The organism is Bradyrhizobium sp. USDA 326 (genome assembly GCF_049739485.1).
In the GTDB taxonomy this organism is placed as follows: domain Bacteria; phylum Pseudomonadota; class Alphaproteobacteria; order Rhizobiales; family Xanthobacteraceae; genus Bradyrhizobium.
In genome coordinates this window covers 2,036,540-2,053,707 of record NZ_JBMGQA010000001.1, presented here as the reverse complement: position 1 = coordinate 2,053,707, position 17,168 = coordinate 2,036,540, and the positions used below count along the sequence as shown (strand labels likewise).

The window sequence follows — 17,168 nt, the reverse complement described above, 5'->3', positions numbered from 1 at the left end:
GGGCGACGACACCGAGAGTGTCGCTACTCCGCCGCCTGCAACACCGGTCCCGACTTCCTCGGCGCGATCCAGAACGCATCGGGCCGCTCGAACAGGAAGCGCGCATTGAGCCGCAGCGCCACCTGCCAGATCGCCAGCGCGCCGAGCACGCCGGCGATGGTGACGATCAGCGACACAGTGCCGATGTCGGGAATGACGCCCGTGCGCAGCAGCAGCGTCCGCGTCGCCGCCATCGGCAGGAAGAAGGCGAGGTAGATCACGATCGAATGCTCGCCGCAGAAGCGGAGGAAATTGAGCCACCGCGCGCGCGCGAGCAGCGTGCCCGTCGTGATGATGGCGCAGGCGCCGACGAAGCCGAGCACGAGCGAGACGATCTTCCATTCGCTGGCGCCGTGCGCGACCAAGCCGGCATTGATCAGTGCCCAGGCCGCGAGCGCTGCGAGCGCAAGCGCGGGATGCTTCCGCGCGCGATCCGAAAGGGCGAACACGTAAGGCGCGAACAGGTAGCCCGAATAGAAATAGACGAAGCGTGCGCAGAACTCGTCGATGACGGTCCAGCCCGTCGTGATCCGTGCAGTCTCCAGCGCCGCCGCGAGAAACCAGATCGCGAGCGGCGGGAGTTTGCGTGTCAGTTTTGTGACGACGAAGAAGATCGGCAGCAGATAGATGAACCACAGCGTGCCGAACGGCTCGATGAAGGATTCGAGGTACAAGAGGCCGACGTCGCGCCAGCTGGTCTCCGCCGCGAAGGCGGGCGCCTTGAAGCCGAACTGGATTGTCACCCAGACGACATAGAAATAAGCGAAATGCACCACCTTGCGGTCGAGATAGGTTCGCCAGTCCCGATCGATTACCAGAGACAGGAACAGGCCCGAAATCAGGAAGAAGTCCGGCATCCGAAACGGCTTTGCGAAGGCCACGACAACATGCATGAAACCGGTCTGCCCGGCGGCGAGCTCGACCCCCAGCACCGAATGCATCATCACCACCATGACGATGCAGATACCCTTGGCGTAGTCGACCCAGTCGACACGCGCTGCAGAAGGGGCCCTGGAAAGCCCGGCCGCCGCGATTGTGCCTGATCGTGCCATGATGTCCCTTTTCGAGGCGGGTTCCGCCCGTCCATGTATGGGTGCGGGGCAGTTTGGGGCCCAGTGGTTTCCGACTTCTTTACCGGTTCAAATCGCGGGCCGGTTTTTGCATCCGGACTGTTCCATGACCTCGGGAAAATGCTAAACCGCCGCGAATTGGGCTTCCGTTAACCAAGCTGGGACAGGATTTTTCATGCGCATCGCGATGATCGGCACGGGCTATGTGGGACTGGTGTCCGGGGCCTGTTTTGCGGATTTCGGCCATGACGTCACCTGCGTCGACAAGGACGAGAAGAAGATCGCGGCGCTTCATCGCGGCGAGATTCCGATCTACGAGCCCGGCCTCGACGAACTGGTCGCGACCAACGTCAAGGCCAAGCGGCTGGACTTCACCACCGATCTCACCAAGCCGGTCGCGGATGCTGATGCCGTGTTCATCGCGGTCGGCACGCCCTCGCGCCGCGGCGATGGCCACGCCGACCTGTCCTACGTCTACGCCGCCGCCCGGGAGATCGCGCGAGCGCTCACCGGCTTCACCGTCGTGGTGACCAAGTCGACCGTGCCGGTCGGCACCGGCGACGAGGTCGAGCGCATCATCCGCGAGACGAACCCTGCGGCCGACGTCGTGGTCGCCTCGAACCCCGAGTTCCTGCGCGAGGGCGCGGCGATCCGCGACTTCAAGTTCCCCGACCGCATCGTGGTCGGCACCTCGGACGAGCGCGGCCGCAAGGTGATGGGCGATATCTACCGCCCGCTGTCGCTGAACCAGGCGCCGCTGATGTTCACCGCGCGCCGCACCGCCGAGATGATCAAATACGCCGCCAACGCGTTCCTGGCGACCAAGATCACCTTCATCAACGAGATCGCCGATCTCTCGGAAAAGGCCGGCGCCAACGTCCAGGAGGTCGCGCGCGGCATTGGCCTGGACAACCGCATCGGCACAAAATTCCTGCATGCAGGTCCCGGCTTCGGCGGCTCGTGCTTCCCGAAGGATACCAAGGCCCTGATCAAGATCGCGCAGGACTACGACGTATCCCTGCGCATCGTCGAATCCGTGCTGGCGGTCAACGAGAACCGCAAGCGCGCGATGGCGCGGAAAGTGAGCCAGGCGCTCGGCGGCTCGCTGCGGGGAAAGACCATCGCGGTGCTCGGCCTCACCTTCAAGCCCGACACCGACGACATGCGCGACGCACCGTCGATCCCGCTGGTCACGGGCCTGATCGACTTGGGTGCGAACGTCAAGGCGTTCGATCCCGTCGGCATGGAGCAGGCAAAGAGTGAGCTGCCCAACATCACCTATTGCGAGGACGCCTATTCCTGCGCGGAAGGCGCGGACGCGCTCGTCATCGTCACCGAATGGGTGCAGTTTCGCGCGCTCGATTTCGATCGGTTGAAGGCGACCATGGCGCAGCCCGTTCTCATCGATCTCCGCAACATTTATCGCCCCGAAGACATGGAAGCCGCCGGCTTCACCTACGAGAGCGTCGGCCGGCCCCCTGTGCAGGGCTGACAGCTGCTTTCTTGTTGAAAGAAGCCGTCATGGCGGGGCTTGCCGTCTTCGCCTAAGCTTCGCCGGCCCAATACCTGTAAGCCCGGCGAAGCCTTCGCGGAGTCGGGTCCCGGCCATCCACGTCTTGTTCACTCTCGCCTGAAAGAACGTGGATGTCCGGCACAAAGGCCGGGCATGACGAGTGGATACACCTTGGCCCGCAGCTTCGACACGCCCCTCCCGATCGATGCCGTGCTCGACGATTTGTCGCGCACGCTGGAGGCCAACAATGCCGCCGTGCTGGTGGCGCCGCCCGGCGCCGGCAAGACCACGCGGGTGCCGCTGGCGCTGCTGGATGCGCCCTGGGCGAAGGATAAGAAGATCATCGTGTTGGAGCCGCGCCGCATCGCCGCGCGCGCCAGTGCCGATCGCATGGCCAAATCGCTCGGCGAGCGCGCGGGGGAGACCGTCGGTTATCGTGTCCGCTTCGGCTCGAAAATATCGCGCGCGACGCGCATCGAGGTGGTGACCGAGGGCATCTTCACTCGCCAGATCCTCGACGATCCCGAACTGTCGGGCGTTGCCGCGATCCTGTTCGACGAATTCCACGAACGCTCGCTCGACGCCGATCTCGGCCTCGCACTGGCGCGCGATGCGCAAACCGGCCTGCGCGAGGATCTCCGCATCCTCGTGATGTCGGCCACGCTCGACGGCGCGCGCGTTGCCAAATTGCTCGGCGAGGCGCCCGTCGTCGAAAGCGAGGGCCGCGCCTTTCCGGTCGAGACGCGCTATCTCGGCCGCAAGGCCGATGCGCAGATCGAGCGGCAGATGGCGGATGCGATTGCGTCTGCGCTGCGCGCCGACAGCGGCTCGGTGCTGGCGTTCCTGCCGGGCGCCGCCGAGATCCGCCGCACCCAGAACTTTCTCGGCGAGCGCGTGCACGACGCCTCCATCGAGATCGTGCCGCTGTTCGGGGCGCTCGATGCGGCCGTGCAGGACCGCGCCATCGCACCGGCGCCCAGGGGCTCGCGTAAGGTGGTGCTGGCGACTTCGATCGCCGAGACCTCGCTCACGATCGAGGGCGTGCGCATCGTCGTCGATTCCGGGCTCGCCCGCGTGCCACGCTACGAGCCCGACATCGGCCTGACGCGGCTCGAGACCGTGCGCGCCTCGCGTGCGGCGGTGGACCAGCGCCGCGGCCGCGCCGGCCGCACCGAGCCCGGTGTCTGCTACCGGCTCTGGGACGAGCCGCAGACGGCCTCGCTTGCGCCCTACACCCAGCCGGAAATCCTCAGCGCCGATCTGTCCTCGCTGGTGCTCGACCTCGCGCAATGGGGCGTCACTGATCCCGGCGCATTGTCGTTCCTCGACCCGCCGCCGCAGCCGGCCTGGAAGGAAGCCAAAAGCCTTCTCACCGAGCTCAACGCGCTCGACGGCGACGGCCGTATCACAGCCGAGGGCAAGAGCCTGCGCGCGCTGGCGCTGCCGCCGCGGCTGGCACGCATGATCGTGGATTCGCATCGCGCGGGAAGCGGCGAGGCTGCCGCCGAGATCGCTGCGATTATCACCGAGCGCGGGTTAGGGGGCGACAGCGTCGATCTCGATCACCGGCGCGACCAGTTTCGTCGCGACCGCTCGCTGCGTGCCGCGAGCGCGCGCGATCTGGCGCGCCGCTGGGCCTCGCAGGTTGCGGCATCGGAGAAGACCGGGCAGCACGAGGAGCTCTCGACCGGCCTGATGCTCGCCTATGCCTTTCCGGACCGTGTCGCGCGCAACCGCGGCAATGGCAGCTTCGTGCTGGCCAACGGCCGTGGCGCGTCCGTCGAGCAGACCTCCTCGCTCGCGCGCGCGCCCTACATCGCGATCGGCGAGATGACGGGTACGGCGGCGAGCGGACGCATCCTGCTCGCGGCGCAAATCACCGAGGATGAGATCGAGCGGCATTTCGCCGAGCATATCGAGACCTCCGACGAGATCTCCTTTGATCGCGGCGCGATGGCGCTGCGCGCGCGACGGAAGCGCGCACTGCATGCGATCACGCTGTCCGAGGCGACGCTCGCCGTGTCGCCTTCGGAGGAGACAGCGCGGATCCTTGCCGATGGGCTGATCGCCGCAGGTCTCGACCGGCTGCCCTGGTCGAAGGCCGCGAAGCAATGGCGCGACCGCGTGATGTTCCTGCGCAAGGCCGAGGGCGAGAGCTGGCCCGACCTCTCCGACGATGGGTTGATCGCGCGCCGCGAGGACTGGCTGGTGCCGGCGCTCTACGACAAGATCGCGCTCAGGGACATCTCAGCGGGGGACCTCTCGGACGCGCTGATGGCGCTGCTGCCCTGGGACATGCGCGCGCGGCTCGATCGCGAGGCGCCGACCCATTTCGAAGCGCCGACCGGAAGCGCGCTCGCGATCGATTACGAGGCCGAGCAGGGGCCGACCATCGCGGTGCGGCTCCAGGAATTGTTCGGCCTCAACACCCATCCATCGATCGCCGCCGGCAAGGTGCCGCTGGTGCTTGAATTGCTGTCACCAGCGCAGCGCCCGGTGCAGGTGACGCGCGATCTCCCCGGCTTTTGGCGCGGCAGCTACGCCGCCGTACGCTCCGACCTGAGGGGCCGATACCCGCGCCACCCTTGGCCGGACGATCCGGCGAACGCAGTGCCGACGCGGCGGGCGAAGCCGCGCGGGACGTGAAAGTTCGATCGCGCATTAACCGTCCGCTCATGCTTTTCGTCAAAATAGCAGCGCTCTGACCGCGGCTTCGCTCGCCGCCGGGCACGCTGCGTGATGAAATCGAGCTTTCCGGCTCGGAAGTGGTGTGATGCGTAACATTATGATCTTCGCGGCCGTGATGATCGGCCTCGGCACCTTCATGGCCCAGATGGCGGACCAGATGAGCTCCGCCTCCGCCACCTCGATCCCCCGCACGACGGTGGCCGTTGCCTCCACCGCCCCGGCCGGCGGCCGCAGCCTCAGCATTTCGCGCGACGGCCGCGGTCATTTCCAGACCGAGGGCCGGATCGACGGCCAGCGCATCGGCTTCATGATCGACACCGGCGCCTCTGTCGTTGCGCTGAACGAGACCTCGGCCGCTCGCTTCGGCTTGCGTCCCTCGCGCGGCGAGTACACTGCCACCGTCTCCACGGCCAACGGCACCATCAAGGCCGCGCGCACCCGTATCGCCATGCTCGACGTCGGCGGCCTCGTCGTGCGCGACGTCGATGCCATGGTGCTGCCGGACGCGGCGCTCTCCGAGAACCTTCTCGGCCTCTCCTTCCTGTCCCGCCTGAAGCGATTCGAATACGCCAACGGCCGCATGGTGCTGGAGCAGTAAGGCCAGCCCGCGCGATCGCGCGCCCGTCCATTTCAAGGCAACGATATCTTTGCTCTGGCCGCCCTCGCGGTAACGTCTCTTCGTTACCAATCTGCCGCAATTATCGGCCATAAGCCTTCAATCCCGCCTTCCGCTGCGGCCGGGCATTCGCTAAGGCTGCAGCAAATCCCGCCCCCTTTTTCACGAGACCGTCTCAATGTTCCCGAAGCCGAAATCCGTACTGTTGTCAAACACCTACGCCTTTGAATCCGAGCCGATGGTGAAGCCGACGGGCTTTCGCGAATACGACGCGCGCTGGTTGTTCCAGAAGGAAATCAACCTGATGGGTGTGCAGGCGCTAGGCATGGGGCTGGGTGCGCTGATCGCCGAGCTCGGCGTCAGGCAGGAGATCGTCACCGGCCACGATTTCCGCGGCTATTCGGCCTCGATCAAATACGCGCTGATCTCCGGCCTGATGGCGGCGGGCTGCAAGGTGCACGATATCGGCCTCGCGGTGACGCCGATGGCCTATTTCGCACAGTTCGATCTCGACGTGCCCTGCGTCGCCATGGTGACCGCCTCGCACAACGACAATGGCTGGACCGGCGTGAAGATGGGCGCCAACCGTCCGCTCACCTTCGGTCCCGACGAGATGACGCGGTTGAAGGAAATCGTTCTCAATGCCGAGTTCAAGAACAAGGCGGGCGGCTCCTATCAATTCCACGAGAATTATCCGGCGCGCTACATCGCCGATCTCACCTCCCGTCCGAAGCTGACGCGCAAGCTGAAGGTGGTCGCTGCCTGCGGCAATGGCACCGCCGGCGCGTTCGCCCCGCAGGTGCTGGAGGCGATCGGCTGCGAGGTGATCCCGCTCGACACCGAACTCGACCACACCTTCCCGAAATACAACCCGAACCCCGAGGACATGGAGATGCTGCACGCGATCCGCGACGCAGTGCTGCATCACAAGGCCGATGTCGGCCTCGGCTTCGACGGCGACGGCGACCGCTGCGGTGTCGTCGACAACACCGGCGAGGAGATCTTTGCCGACAAAGTCGGCGTGATGCTGGCGCGCGACATGTCGGCAATCCACAAGGACGCGCAGTTCGTCGTCGACGTGAAGTCGACCGGCCTGTTCGTCACCGATCCGGTGCTGCAGAAGCAGGGCGCGAAGACCGCCTATTGGAAGACCGGCCATTCCTACATGAAGCGCCGCACCAACGAGACCGGCGCGCTCGCCGGCTTCGAGAAGTCCGGCCACTTCTTCTTCAACAAGCCCTATGGCCGCGGCTATGACGATGGCCTGGTCTCGGCAATCGCGATCTGCGACATGCTCGACCGCGCGCCCGGCAAGTCGATGGCCGACCTGAAGAACGCGCTGCCGAAGACCTGGTCGTCGCCGACCATGTCGCCGCACTGCGCCGACGAGGTCAAATACGGCGTCATCGACAAAGTGGTAAAGCACTTCGAAGGCTTGCAGGCGAAGGGCGCCAGGATCGGGGGGCAGGCGATCCGCGATCTCGTTACCGTCAACGGCGTCCGCGTCACGGTCGAGGACGGCAGCTGGGGCCTGGTGCGCGCCTCTTCCAACAAGCCCGAACTCGTCGTCGTGGTCGAGAGCCCGATCTCCGAACAGCGCATGCACGACATGTTCGAGATGGTGAACAGCGTGTTGCGCACGCATCCTGAAGTCGGCGAGTACAATCAGAAGATTTGAGCGCCGGCGCGCGCTCAGCCTCCGGGCGGGCCGAACAGGGCGCGGAGTTTCGCGCCCGCGCCCCGTGCCTTCCAGGCGTCGCCCAGCATCGCGATCCATTCGCCGAGCGCAATCCGGATCGGGTTGAAGGACCGTGTGCCGCCAACGAGGCCGAAGCGAAGCGGCTGGTCCGAGGGCCGTTCGGCAAAGGTCCCGAACACGCGGTCGAACACGATCAGGATGCCGCCGTAGTTCTTGTCGAGGCACGGCTCGTTGCAGGCATGATGCAAGCGATGATGGCTCGGCGTGTTGAGCACCCATTCGAGCGCGCCGAGATTCGGCGCGAAGTCGCTGTGGATGAAGAACTGGTAAAGCAGATTGATCCCGAGCATCGCGACGATCGCAAGGGGATGGAAGCCGACCAGCGCGAGCGGCAGGAAGAACAGGAAATTGCCTGATATGTTGCCGGTCCAGCCGAGCCGGATCGCCGCAGTCAGATTCAGTCGCGTCGTCGAGTGATGCACTGCATGCGTCGCCCACATCCAGCGAATGCGATGCGAGGCGCGATGCTGCCAGTAGTACAGGAACTCGCTGCCCAGGAATAATCCTGCGAGTGCAAGCGGACCGGTCTGCGCGAAGTCGAACAGGCGGTGCTCGTACAGGAATGCGAACGGCACCGCCAGAATGCCTGCCTCGAGCGCGCGCAGCAGGTTCTGTCCGAGGGCCACGCCGAACGAGGCAACGCTCTCGCGCCAGTCGTGGGTGTCGCGATGGGCAAGCCGCGCGATGCCATATTCGAGCAGCATCAGGCAGATCGCCGTCGCCAGGATCACGCGCCTGAGCGTCGGATCGAGCAGAAGTGAGGCGTAGCCCACGGCATCCTCCTATTTCGGTGCGGCGCCGGTGGCGGCGCTGTCCCCCGCTGCTTGCGTGCGAGGCAGCGTTTGTGCGCAGGTCGAGGTGAGCTGGCCGGCGTGGGATTGCAGGCAGGCGAGAATGCGTCCGCCACCCGGCGCGACGTCGCTGCAAAGGCGGCGATAGTCGGCGCGGCAGGCCTGCATGGTCGCTCGTGCTTCGCTGCGCATCTTCGGCGTGATCTGCGTTTGCAGCTGGCTCTGGGCGAATGCGGACGTCGAAGCGCCGAGGGCGACGATGGCTGCAGCTTGCGGCAGGAAACGGAAAATCGATGGCACTGTGCTGATCCTTTCTGATTCGACGAGGTTGGCCGTCGCCGCGCGGGGCTGACGCGGCGACGGCAGCGCGGCGTCAGCGCGAGATCGTGCCGGTGCGGGTGTAGGTGTTGCCGGCAGGACCGGTGCGGGTCACGCTGCGCGTGCAGCTTCCGTTGGCGCAGCTTCCCGTCGCGGTGACGTGGGAGGTGCCGCGCGGCCCGGTCGCCGTCGCCGATCGCGTCCAGGCATTGGCGTCGGCCGCCGCGGCGACCGACAGGGTGCCGATGAAGAGGGAGGTGAGGAAAAGCTTGGTCATGGTTCGTCGTCTCCTTCTGGGGGCTGCCGTCAGCGGGAGCCATGCGGAGGAGACTGGAGCTGCGGCGTCTGCGCCGCATTGCCGGGACGAAACGATTGTTAGGCCTTTGTCGGCGCCATGTAACACTGTGTAACAACGGCGCCGCTGCCCTTGCGCGGAACGCGCGGTCGTCCAAAATGCGGGCGATGAACGCACATTCGGCCACGATCCTCATGGTGGAGGACGATCCCGAGATCAGCCGCCTCGTTGCCGACTTCATGCGGCGCGAGGGGTTCCAGGTCGCTTGTGTCGCCGACGGCAAGGCGATGGATTCGATGCTCCAGCGCCTGCGGCCCGACCTCGTCATCCTCGACTTGATGCTGCCGGGCGAGGACGGGCTCTCGATCTGTCGTCGCTTGCGGGCCGACGACTCCCTGCCCATCCTGATGCTGACCGCCAAGAGCGACGAGATCGATCGCGTGGTCGGTCTCGAGATGGGCGCGGACGATTATCTCACCAAGCCGTTCGGGCCGCGCGAGCTGCTGGCGCGCGTTCGCGCCATCCTGCGTCGTGCCAGCGGGGCGCCGGCCAAGCCGCTGGTTCGACGCTTCGCGTTCGACCGCTTCGTGATCGATCTCGATGCGCGCAGTGTCGAGACGACCGAGGCCGAGGCGCCGGCGCTGCAATTGACCAGCGCCGAGTTCGACCTGCTCGGTTGCTTCGTGCAGCGGCCGCGAAGGGTGCTCACGCGCGACCAGATCCTCGACTGGACCCGCGGACGTTCGGCCGAGCCGTTCGACCGCACCGTCGACATGCTGATCTCGCGGCTGCGCCGCAAGCTCGACAGTGCAAGTCCCGGCTCGAACCTGATCACGACGGTGCGCAACGGCGGCTATCTGTTCACCGCGACCGTCAAGCAGGTGTCGTGATGCTGCGCGTGACGCTCGCCGCGCGGCTGGCGCTGATCGGACTGGTCGGCTTCATCGTGGTGGTTACCGTACTCGTGGGGATCTTCTACCGCACGACGCTGCAGGAGAACGAGCTCACGCGGCCATCGCCTGCGCGCCTCGATGCGCTTGCAACGTTGCTCGAGGGCACGATCGGCGACGCACGGCAGGCCGTCCTCGACGCAGTGTCGTCGCCGCAATTCATGGCGCGGATCGTGCCATCGGGGGCGCCGGTCGACGGCGAGACGCCGGAGCAGCAGCGACAATTGCGCGAGACCTATGCGGCCGGCCTTGCGGGCCGCCCGGTCGAGATCGTGTCGCCGCCCAATCATCGCGGCAGTCGATTCTTTCCCCGCCTCGCGCGGCTGATGGCCAATGCGATCGAGTTCCGCATTGGCCTGCGCAGCGGCGATCTGCTGGTCATCGACGCCTATACCCGCCTGCCGGTGACCCCCTTCGGCCTGCCGGTCGGCTTCGGTGCTGGCCTGTTCGGCTCGATCGTGGCGCTGCTGGCGCTTCTGGTGATGCAACGCGAGACGCGGCCGTTGGCGCAGCTCGCCGCCGCCGTCGATCGTGTCGACCTGTCGGCCGATCCGCCGCCGCTGCCGGATGCAAAGCGCAGCGCGCCGGAGATTCGCGCCGTCGTCGCCGCGTTCAACCGCCTGCAGGGCCGGCTTGCCGAGATGCTGCGTGCGCGCATGACGCTGGTTGGCGGCATCGCTCATGACGTCAGGACCTTCGCGACGCGGCTGCGGCTGCGCGTCGAGCACATTCCCGACGACGCCGAGCGGCAGCGGGCGGTAGCCGATATCGACGACATGATCCGGCTGCTCGACGACGCGCTGCTGTCGACGCGGGCGGGTGTCGGCGGACTGTCGCAGGAGATGGTCGAGCTCGCCGCGCTTGTCGCCGTCGAGGTGCACGACCGGCACGTTCAGGGCGCAGCGGTCGATCTGGTCACGGACGAGCGTGTGCGCAACGTTGTTGTCCTCGGCGACCGCCTCGCCCTGCGGCGGGTCTTCGCCAACATCATCGACAACGCGCTCGCCTATGGCCATGCAGCGCATGTGCGCACGGCCCTGAAGGACGGTGCCGTCGTCGTGTCGATCGGCGACGAGGGCTCGGGGATTCCGCCCGATCAGCGTCAGACCGTGCTGGAGCCGTTCCACCGGCTGGAGAAGTCGCGCAATCGCGCGACCGGCGGTGCCGGCCTTGGTCTCGCCGTCGTCCGCAGCCTGGTTGAGGCCCATGGCGGGACGATCGAGATCGGCGCGGCGCCGGGCGGAGGCACGCGCGTCAGCGTCACCCTGCCGGTGTTTCAGCCGGCTTGAAGCGTTTTCGAGCGAAGTGGATACCGGCTCGCGTGAAGAAAACGCGTCAAAATGAGAATTCGGCGTCAGGCCGCCACCACCGCGGGAATCGGCAGCGCGGTGACCGACTTGATCTTCTCCATCGCAAAGCGCGAGGTGACGTTCTTCAGCGGCACCGCGCTGATCAGCTTCTTGTAGAACACGTCATAGGCCTGCATATCCGCGACCACGACGCGCAGCATGTAATCGACGTCGCCGGCCATGCGATAGAACTCCATCACCTCGGGCATGGCGCTGACGGCTTCGGCGAACCGCTTCAGCCAGGCGTCCGAGTGATCGGCGCTCTCGACCGACACGAACACGGAAATGCCAAGTCCGATCTTGTTCTGGTCGACAAGCGCCACGCGCTTGATGATGACACCATCGGCCTCCAGGCGCTGGATGCGCTTCCAGCAGGGGGTCGAGGACAAGCCGACGCGGTCGCCGATCTCGGCGACGGAGAGTGAGGCATCCTCCTGAAGGACCATCAGGATCTTGCGGTCGATGGCATCGAGCCGGCGGCTGGTCTCGGGAACCTGGGCAGCAACATCAGTCATTTGAAGAACTTTGTTTCATTTAAGGGGCTGATTTCCCTGATATAGAGAAAATCTTTCCACAGCAAGCCTATAATCTTCGCGGCGCAATGGAACTGCTCTAGGGCCGGTTGAGCAGAAGTTCTTCAACTTCAATGCGTTGGGGGACGGAAGGCCGCTGCGATGGCGGGCGCATTTCGATGCTGCGGCGGCCGCAGCGCCTCGCGTGCTCCCTCGCCTCGGCAAGCCGGAGCGTGACGGCGCCATGGAAGAGGATGCGCGGCGCGATCCCGGCCATCGATGGTCTCAGCTCAGGTGCTGCTCTTGTCGTGCACCCAGCGGCCGAGCAGATGATGAGCGATCGCGAAGGGATGCGGGCCGGCGAGCCCGTCGGGATGCGTCCGCGTCAGCATCAGGGCTGCCTCCTCGCGCGTGAACCAGCGCGCGTCTTCCAACTCCATGCGATCAACGACGATGTCCTCGTTCAGCGCCCGTGCGCTGCAGCCGATCATCAGCGATGACGGATAGGGCCAGGGCTGGGTCATATAATACTGCACGTCGGTGCAGCGAATGCCGGACTCCTCGAGGATCTCCCGGCGCACCGCGTCCTCGATGGTCTCGGCCGCCTCGACGAAGCCGGCGAGGCAGGAATACATGCCGGGCGGAAACTGCTTCTGGCGGCCGAGCAGGCATTTGTCGCCCGAGGCGACCAGCATGATCACGACCGGGTCGGTGCGCGGAAAGTGCTCGGCCTTGCAGGCCGGGCAATCGCGCTTCCAGCCGCCTTCCTTCATCGCGGTACGCGTGCCGCAATTGGCGCAGTAACCGTGGCGCTGATGCCAGCTCACCATCGACTTCGCCATCGCGATCGCCGACAACTCCTGTGGCGGAAGCGCACCCTGCATCGCCATGCCGCGCAGCTCGGTGATGGTGTAGTCCTCGCGGCCGACCAGCTTCTCGGCAGCGGCCTGCGATAGGCCCATCCCGAACACGGCCGCACCATCGCGCAGGCCCAGAAAGATCGTACCGGGATTGGCGCCGCACTTCAGCGCCTCCTCGACCCCGAGCAGCGCGCGCACCTTCTCGCCCTCGCGCTTCACCAGCAGCGAATCGCGATAGACCACATAGGCGCGCGATGACGGCTTCTGCTCCATCGCGAACAGCTTTTCGTCGTCGCGGCGCAGATGCGCGGCGCGGTCGAGAATGTTGGTGACGAAGGCCGGCTGCCCCAGCGGAAACGCGTCGAATGCTGACATTTCTTGTTCTTTCAACCCAACCAGATCTTGCGGCGGAGCGCGCTGATGAAATTCTGCACTTCGGTGGCGTCGTGCGCCAGCGGCTGCATCACGCCCCACACCGGACGTGGCCAGGCCGCGTCACTGGTCCGGCGTGCGATGATGTGGACGTGCAGCTGCGGTACGAGGTTGCCCAGCGCGGCGATATTGAGCTTGTCGCATCTGGTGATCTCCTTCAGCGCACGCGAGACGCGGGAGATCTCCGTCATCAGCTGCGCCTGCTGCACCTCGTCGAGATCGATGATCTCGACCGCGTCAGGCCGCCGGGGCACCAGCAGCAGCCAGGGATAGTGCGCATCCTTGATGACGAGCACCTTCGACAGCGGCAGATCGCCGATGTCGATGGTGTCCTCTTTCAGGCGGGAGTGCAGCGACCAGGCGGGTTCGGGCATATGCGTTTCCGGACGGCCCGATGAGTTCGGGCTTGTTTGGAGCGACCATACGACAGCGATTCCGATAGGGGAAGGACGGCAACTGCATACACGCTCGTCGTCCCGGGTCTGCGCTGAGGCTTGCCCGTGACGACGGCCGAGTTTGTGGCGGTGTTGACGCTGCCTTTACGCCTCCGCCAGCACCCTTGCATTGGCGCGGACCGAGGCTTCGCTGACGCGGATGCCGAGGCCCGGGCCGTCAGGCACGACGACGTGACCGGCGCGGTTGGCGATGCGCTCTTCCAGCACGTCCTCGGTCAGCACGTGGTGTGGCATGTAGAACTCGCAGCCGAGCGATATGCCTGATGTCGCCGCGATCAGCTGCGTGCCCGCGGCAAGCCCGATGCCGCCCTCCCACAGCGTGCCGCCATAGCCGGGCAGGCCGGCGATGTCGGCGATCGCCATGATCGCCTGCGCCTCGAACAGGCCGCCGGCCTTCATCAGCTTGATCGATACGGCGTCCGCCGCCTCGCGCCGCGCCACCTCCATCATGTCGCGGCGATCGAAGCAGCTCTCATCCGCGAGCACAGGCGTTTCCAGCGCCGCGGTGAGCTGCGCCATCGCGTCGATAAATTTGCGCGGCACGGGCTGCTCGATGAAGGTCGGCGCGAATTCCTCGACATCGCGCAGGATCTTGATAGCGCCGAACGGCGCGAGCGCCTGATTGTAATCGACGCGCAAATCGACCTTGTCGCCGAATTCCTTCCGGATCGCCGCGAGATGATCGAGGTCCTCGCGATGCGGCTTCACGCCGGTCTTGACCTTGTAGATGATATTGCCGTCGGGAACCATCTTCCGCATGCGCTCGAGATCGGCGGCGAAATCCGGATCGGCGATCGAGAAAGAGAGGGGAATGGTGTCGCGCACGCGGCCGCCGAGGAGGTCGGAGACCGAAAGTCCCGACGATTTGCCGACGATGTCGAGCAACGCCATCTCGATTGCGACCTTGGCCTCGGCATGTCCGACCAGCGCGCGGTCGAGCTCGGCCATTACCGCGCGGATGCGGCGCACCGGCTTGCCGAGCACGATCGGCCTCAAGTAAATATCGAGCGCCGAAAACGCTGCTTCCGGCGTGCCCGTAAAGACCTCCCACGGCGCGGCCTCGCCCCAGCCGATCACGCCGTCACTCGACGTGAGCTCGATCAGCACGCGCTTCACGGTGCCCTTGACGTTGCCGACGCCCTGCAGGCGCGTCATCTTGATTGGACTTTCGATCAGGAACAGCCTGAGGCGTTCGATGGTCGCTTCGGTCATGTCAGGCCTCCATTGACGTGCCAGATCTGGCCGGTGACGTAGGATGCTTTGGGGGATGCGAGGAACGCGATGATTTCGGCGACTTCCTCCGGCCGCCCGCGCCGGCGCATCGGGATCAGCGCCTCGGTTGCTGCGATCTGCTCGGGTGAAAGGCGGCTCTCGCTCGGCTTGTCCTTGACGATGAGGCCGGGCGAAACTGCGTTGACGGTGATGCCGTCGCTGGCGAGTTCGACCGCGGTCAGCCGCACCAGGGCTTCCAGCGCGGAGCGGCTTGCGGCCGTCGCCGCGAAGGGCGCGAATTCGGGGCGGATCGCGTGTGCGACAAAGGACGACACCGCGACGATGCGCGCATCGCGCCCCGCGCGCAGCAGCGGCAGCGCGGCGTCGACCATCCGCGTGAACGCGAGCGCCGATTCGTCCATCGCCTGACGGAACTGGTCCGGCGGCGTGCCGATGGCGCTGCCGCGGCGGGCGTGACCGCCGACCAGAACCAATCCGTCGAGCTGCCCGAAGGCGGTCTGCGCAGCAGCGATGGCGTCGGCGGCCGCGGTCTCCTCGGCGAGGTCGCCGAGGCATTTTGCGACGAGAGCGCCTTGCGCCGCGGCTTCCGCTGCGGTTGCCTCGAGGCCTTCTGAATTGGAGCGCGTATGCAGCACGAGCCCGATGCCGGGCGCCGCGAGCAGCTTTACGGTGGCGCGGCCAATGCCGCTGGCGGCACCGGTGACTAGATAGACGCGATTGATTTCAGACATCACGGTGCCGTTGTGGCCGGCGGCAAAGCGCCGGTGCGGTGGAAATGGCCGAGGAAGGCGCGCGTTGCCGCTTCCCTGGGATTGTCGATCACCTGCCGCGCCGGACCTTCCTCGACGACGACACCGTCGCGCATGAAGATGAGGCGGTCGGCGACCTCGCGGGCGAAGGCGATCTCGTGAGTCACGATCACCATGGTCATGCCTTCCGAGGCCAACCGCTGCATCACATTCAGGACTTCGCCGACGAGCTCGGGATCGAGCGCGGAGGTGGCCTCGTCGAACAGCATGACATCAGGCTCCATCGCGAGCGCCCGAGCGATTGCGACGCGCTGCTTCTGCCCGCCTGAGAGCGTCGCCGGATATTGGTTGGCTTTCTCCGCAAGGCCCACCTTGGCGAGCTGTGCCCGCGCGAGCGTCTCGGCGTCGGCCTTGGCCATGCGCCGCACCGTGACTGGGCCTTCCATCACGTTCTGCAGCGTCGTCATATGTGGGAACAGGTTGAAATGCTGGAACACCATGCCGGTGGTGGTGCGGAATCTTGCGAGTGTCTTCACGTCCGGCAGCTTGGCGCCGTCGCCGAACGCAAAGCGGGTGTCGCCGACGCGGACGCTGCCGCCGTCGGGCACCACCAGCAGATTGATGCAGCGGAGCAGCGTCGACTTGCCGGAGCCCGACGGGCCGATCAGTGCGACCACACCGCCCTTGGCGACGTCGAGATTGATGTTCTTGAGGACCTCGTTGCTGCCGAAGCTCTTGCGTAAGGACCGGATCTCGATTTTCGGCGTCTCGCTCATTCGCCGACCGCCAGTCGCTTCTCGCCGCGGCGGACGAGGATGGTGAGCGGAATCAGGATCGCCGCATAGGCGACCGCAACCGCGGTGTAGGTTTCCAGCGGCCGGTAGCTGTCATGGGCCGCGACCTGGCTCTGATAGACGAGATCGGGGACCGCCAGCACCGAGACCAGCGAGGTGTTCTTGAACTGGATGATCGACTGGTTCATCAGCGCCGGAATCATGCGCTTGATCGCCTGCGGCAGCACGATGCGCCGCATGGTTTGGATCGGCGTCATGCCGAGCGCGGCACCGGCCTCGGACTGGCCGCTGTCGATCGAGACGATGCCGCCGCGGATGATCTCCGAATAGAACGAGCCGCCATAGAGCGACAGCGCCAGCGCCGAGGCGGTAATCGGCGTCATCTCGACGCCGGCGAGGATCGGAAGCGCGTAATAGAACCAGATCAGCTGCACCAGGATCGGCGTGCAACGGAACGCCTCGATGAAAGTGAGGACGAGAAGGCGCAACGCCTTGAAGCGCGACAGGCTGCCGAAGGCGCCCAGCAGCCCGAACAGCAACCCGCACACCACGATGACGATCGTGAAGCCGACGGTGACGCCGAGCCCGTTGAGAAAGAGCCAGCGATAGCTCCAGAGGATGCCGAAGTCCCACTGATACATGCGTGCGATTACTCGTCGTGGGTGCCATTTTGCACCGTCGCTCCGGGGTGATGCGAAGCATCGAACCCGGAACCTCGAGATTCCGGGTTCGCCCTTCGGGCGCC

General features: G+C 65.8%; 18 protein-coding genes. 6 read left to right on the top strand and 12 right to left on the bottom strand.

Annotated elements, in window-relative coordinates:
- Positions 1-23: 23 nt before the first annotated feature.
- The gene (locus ABIG06_RS09860; RefSeq protein WP_370136015.1) at positions 24-1,091 is read right to left on the bottom strand and encodes an acyltransferase family protein; all 1,068 of its coding nucleotides are present in this window, start codon (positions 1,089-1,091) and stop codon (positions 24-26) included.
- A gap of 193 nt (positions 1,092-1,284) precedes the next feature.
- Here ABIG06_RS09860 and ABIG06_RS09855 point away from each other — a divergent pair, with 193 nt between their 5' ends.
- The 4 genes from ABIG06_RS09855 (at position 1,285) to ABIG06_RS09840 (ending at position 7,604) form a co-directional block, all read left to right on the top strand.
- A complete protein-coding gene (locus ABIG06_RS09855; RefSeq protein WP_370136013.1) occupies positions 1,285-2,601 on the top strand; it encodes a UDP-glucose dehydrogenase family protein in 1,317 nt (438 codons plus the stop codon).
- Between the two features lie 192 nt (positions 2,602-2,793).
- Positions 2,794-5,268: an ATP-dependent helicase HrpB gene (gene hrpB, locus ABIG06_RS09850; RefSeq protein ID WP_370136010.1), complete on the top strand. Its 2,475-nt coding sequence runs from the start codon at positions 2,794-2,796 to the stop codon at positions 5,266-5,268.
- Positions 5,269-5,395: 127 nt separating this feature from the next.
- Positions 5,396-5,908 (top strand): TIGR02281 family clan AA aspartic protease, encoded by a 513-nt coding sequence (locus tag ABIG06_RS09845; protein WP_370136007.1) that lies wholly within the window; start codon positions 5,396-5,398, stop codon positions 5,906-5,908.
- A 196-nt stretch (positions 5,909-6,104) separates the two neighbouring features.
- The gene (locus ABIG06_RS09840) at positions 6,105-7,604 is read left to right on the top strand and encodes a phosphomannomutase/phosphoglucomutase (RefSeq protein ID WP_370136004.1); all 1,500 of its coding nucleotides are present in this window, start codon (positions 6,105-6,107) and stop codon (positions 7,602-7,604) included.
- A gap of 14 nt (positions 7,605-7,618) precedes the next feature.
- On the opposite strand, the gene ABIG06_RS09835 is transcribed toward ABIG06_RS09840, so the two are convergent.
- The 3 genes from ABIG06_RS09835 to ABIG06_RS09825 form a co-directional block, all read right to left on the bottom strand.
- Complete coding sequence (locus tag ABIG06_RS09835; RefSeq protein WP_370136002.1) at positions 7,619-8,458, bottom strand: sterol desaturase family protein; 840 nt, start codon at positions 8,456-8,458, stop codon at positions 7,619-7,621.
- Between the two features lie 9 nt (positions 8,459-8,467).
- On the bottom strand, positions 8,468-8,776 hold the full coding sequence (locus ABIG06_RS09830) for a cysteine rich repeat-containing protein (protein WP_370135999.1): 309 nt from the start codon (positions 8,774-8,776) through the stop codon (positions 8,468-8,470).
- 73 nt (positions 8,777-8,849) lie between these two features.
- Positions 8,850-9,071 (bottom strand): hypothetical protein, encoded by a 222-nt coding sequence (locus tag ABIG06_RS09825; RefSeq protein ID WP_124161663.1) that lies wholly within the window; start codon positions 9,069-9,071, stop codon positions 8,850-8,852.
- Between the two features lie 185 nt (positions 9,072-9,256).
- Between ABIG06_RS09825 and ABIG06_RS09820 the strand changes: the two genes are divergently transcribed.
- On the top strand, positions 9,257-9,979 hold the full coding sequence (locus tag ABIG06_RS09820; protein WP_370135996.1) for a response regulator: 723 nt from the start codon (positions 9,257-9,259) through the stop codon (positions 9,977-9,979).
- Positions 9,979-11,328, top strand: coding sequence for a sensor histidine kinase (locus ABIG06_RS09815; protein ID WP_370135993.1), 1,350 nt, complete (start codon positions 9,979-9,981; stop codon positions 11,326-11,328). Before ABIG06_RS09820 ends, ABIG06_RS09815 begins: the two co-directional genes overlap by 1 nt.
- A gap of 65 nt (positions 11,329-11,393) precedes the next feature.
- Here ABIG06_RS09815 and ABIG06_RS09810 read toward each other — a convergent pair whose 3' ends face one another.
- From ABIG06_RS09810 to ABIG06_RS09775, 8 genes are all read right to left on the bottom strand, one after another.
- The gene (locus ABIG06_RS09810) at positions 11,394-11,903 is read right to left on the bottom strand and encodes an Lrp/AsnC family transcriptional regulator (RefSeq protein WP_370135990.1); all 510 of its coding nucleotides are present in this window, start codon (positions 11,901-11,903) and stop codon (positions 11,394-11,396) included.
- Positions 11,904-12,000: 97 nt separating this feature from the next.
- A complete protein-coding gene (locus ABIG06_RS09805; RefSeq protein WP_370135987.1) occupies positions 12,001-12,177 on the bottom strand; it encodes a hypothetical protein in 177 nt (58 codons plus the stop codon).
- Positions 12,178-12,190: 13 nt separating this feature from the next.
- A complete protein-coding gene (gene nudC, locus ABIG06_RS09800; protein WP_370135984.1) occupies positions 12,191-13,135 on the bottom strand; it encodes an NAD(+) diphosphatase in 945 nt (314 codons plus the stop codon).
- A gap of 11 nt (positions 13,136-13,146) precedes the next feature.
- Complete coding sequence (locus ABIG06_RS09795; protein WP_199751774.1) at positions 13,147-13,566, bottom strand: HIT domain-containing protein; 420 nt, start codon at positions 13,564-13,566, stop codon at positions 13,147-13,149.
- 165 nt (positions 13,567-13,731) lie between these two features.
- Positions 13,732-14,859 (bottom strand): muconate cycloisomerase family protein, encoded by a 1,128-nt coding sequence (locus tag ABIG06_RS09790; RefSeq protein ID WP_370135982.1) that lies wholly within the window; start codon positions 14,857-14,859, stop codon positions 13,732-13,734.
- Positions 14,856-15,611: an SDR family NAD(P)-dependent oxidoreductase gene (locus ABIG06_RS09785; protein WP_370135979.1), complete on the bottom strand. Its 756-nt coding sequence runs from the start codon at positions 15,609-15,611 to the stop codon at positions 14,856-14,858. Before ABIG06_RS09785 ends, ABIG06_RS09790 begins: the two co-directional genes overlap by 4 nt.
- On the bottom strand, positions 15,611-16,405 hold the full coding sequence (locus ABIG06_RS09780) for an amino acid ABC transporter ATP-binding protein (protein WP_370135976.1): 795 nt from the start codon (positions 16,403-16,405) through the stop codon (positions 15,611-15,613). The genes ABIG06_RS09785 and ABIG06_RS09780 overlap by 1 nt, the downstream gene beginning before the upstream one ends.
- Positions 16,402-17,064, bottom strand: a complete 663-nt coding sequence (locus ABIG06_RS09775) for an amino acid ABC transporter permease (RefSeq protein WP_370135972.1) — start codon at positions 17,062-17,064, stop codon at positions 16,402-16,404. Before ABIG06_RS09775 ends, ABIG06_RS09780 begins: the two co-directional genes overlap by 4 nt.
- Between the last annotated feature and the right edge of the window lie 104 nt (positions 17,065-17,168).